At 76.4% G+C, this 2,063-nt stretch carries 4 protein-coding genes; 2 read left to right on the top strand and 2 right to left on the bottom strand.

Annotated features, from left to right (window positions below; all coding sequences use genetic code 11):
- Positions 1–464, top strand: a 464-nt coding sequence (locus tag E9549_RS22690; RefSeq protein ID WP_236828869.1) for a DUF4352 domain-containing protein, incomplete at its 5' end; no start/stop codon positions are given.
- Positions 465–512: 48 nt separating this feature from the next.
- On the top strand, positions 513–659 hold the full coding sequence (locus E9549_RS22685) for a hypothetical protein (protein WP_236828868.1): 147 nt from the start codon (positions 513–515) through the stop codon (positions 657–659).
- Here the strand turns inward: E9549_RS22685 and E9549_RS22680 are convergent.
- The gene (locus E9549_RS22680; protein ID WP_236828867.1) at positions 656–1,687 is read right to left on the bottom strand and encodes a potassium channel protein; all 1,032 of its coding nucleotides are present in this window, start codon (positions 1,685–1,687) and stop codon (positions 656–658) included. The genes E9549_RS22685 and E9549_RS22680 overlap by 4 nt on opposite strands.
- 34 nt (positions 1,688–1,721) lie before the next feature.
- On the bottom strand, positions 1,722–2,063 hold a 342-nt coding region (locus tag E9549_RS22675), incomplete at its 5' end, for a glycerate kinase (RefSeq protein ID WP_236828866.1).

Raw genomic sequence — 2,063 nt, 5'->3', positions numbered from 1 at the left:
CCGTGGAGCCGCCGCCCGCCGAACCGCCGCCCGCCGAACCGCCGCCCGCCGAGCCCGCGCCCGCGGTGGTTGCGCCCGGCGCGTCGGTGGAGGTGGCCGACCCCGCGACCAGCGCAGCGGCCCTCTCGGTCACGCTGGAGCAGGCGGTCGCCGCGGTGTCCTGCGCGGACTCCTCCGTCGTCGCGGGCAACGGCACCCTGGTGGCGGTCCGCATCACCGTGACCACCGGCGCCGACCTCGCCGTCCTCGGTGGCGAGCGCAGCATCTCGCCGGCCGACTTCCGCCTCGTCGCGGACGACGGGTCCGTGGCCACCGGCAGCTCGCCCGCAGGCTTCTGCGACACCGGGGCGGCCGCCTTCCCGGGGGCACCGCTCGCGCCGTCCTCGTCCGTCACCGGCACCGTGGTGCTGGACGTGCCGGCGCAGTCGGGCACCGTGGTCTTCCGCCCGGCGTGGCTGCCCTGAGCCGCCGGTGAGGGAGCGGGGCACGGGGCGCTGCGGCAGGGTGGGGGCATGACGACGCCCTCGGACACGCCGCAGCCGCGCGACATCGCCCTCGAGCAGGAGTCACCCGAGATGGCGGCGTCCCTGGAGGAGCAGAGCGCCCCGCGCGAGGCGCCGCAGGGCGACGAGGGCGACCTCGAGGGCCACCCCTCCTAGGTCCGCGACCCGCCGGTGAGCCGGCGGGCCGGGATGCGCCCGTCGGCGACGTAGTACAGCGTCGTCCCGACGGCCAGCGGGGTGTCCCACGGCGGGCTGACCGCCAGCCCGTCGGGGCCGCGCACCGCCAGCACGGTCGCGCCCCAGGTCGAACCGAAGTGGCGCTGGCACTCGCCGAACGTGCCGTGCGGGAAGCCCGGGGGCACCGTCAGCGAGTAGGTGTTGCGCCCCCCGTGCGTCATCAGCTCGCTGTAGACCTGGGTGATGCCGGGGTCGTTCGCCTCCTCGGTGAGCAGCGAGGGCATGTGCCACTGGACGGCCTGCACCCCGGCGCTCACGTAGCGCAGGGAGTCCCGCCGCTCCAGGTCGCGCAGCGCGGCGACGAGGTGGACCCCCGGGTGGGCGTGCTCGACGGCGACCGCCACGGCGAGGGTCTCGTTGTCGTCCCGGACATCGACGACCACGGTCCGGGCCCGGGGCACGCACGCCCGCTGCATGACGTCCTCGTGGGCGAGGTCACCCCGGACGAAGTGCACGGCCGGCTCGTCGGGCATCGGGTTCTCCGCGACGTCGTCCCAGGCGCAGAGCGCGACCTGGGTGCGCCCCTCGGCGGTCAGCTCCGCGACGATCCGCTCGGTGCGCCCCGGCCAGTAGCCCAGCAGCACCACGTGACCGGACAGCTCCAGGGGGACCACACCTCTCAGACGCCGGCCCCGCAGCGACTGCAGGGCCTCGGACAGCTGCGTGAACAGCAGGGTCAGGGTCACGATGCCGCCCACGATCACGTAGGCGCCGATCAGCCGGCCGGCGATCGAGCCGGGGAAGACGTCGCCGTAGCCCACGGTCGCGGCGGTGACCAGGAAGTACCACCAGTAGGTGCCCGGCGCGGTGATCGCGCTGCCGGCCGGCTCGGCCAGCGCCATCGCCAGCCAGCTGGACAGGAAGACCGACACCGCGACCGCCAGCGGCAGCCGCCAGCCGCTCAGCCGCAGCCGGACGAACCGGGCGAAGTGCACGAAGAACGGCAACGGGGCTCCAGGGGCGGGATCGGGACGACGCAAGCTACCGCGGCGCGCCCGGCGGCAGGTGGGTGCCGACCACCCGCGCGGCCAGCTCGGCCAGGACCCGCGGGGCCTCGGCGACGCAGCGCCCGAGGTCGGGCTCCACCTCGGTCAGCCCGTGCCCGGCCACGAAACCCGCGGCCCGCAGCCGCTCCGGGGTCAGCCGCACCACGCCGGCCAGCCCCAGGCAGGGCACCCCCGCCGCGGCCGCCCGCGCCACCACCTCCGCCGGGGCCTTGCCGCGCAGCGTCTGCTCGTCGAGCGAGCCCTCGCCGGTGACCACCAGCGCGGCGCCGGCCAGCGCGTCGTCCAGCCCGACCAGGTCGCAGACGTAGCGCGCCCC

The organism is Blastococcus sp. MG754426, assembly GCF_021699055.1.
Lineage (GTDB): Bacteria > Actinomycetota > Actinomycetes > Mycobacteriales > Geodermatophilaceae > Blastococcus.
Note: the sequence above shows the minus strand (reverse complement) of the source record. Positions and strands in the feature narration are given on the sequence as shown.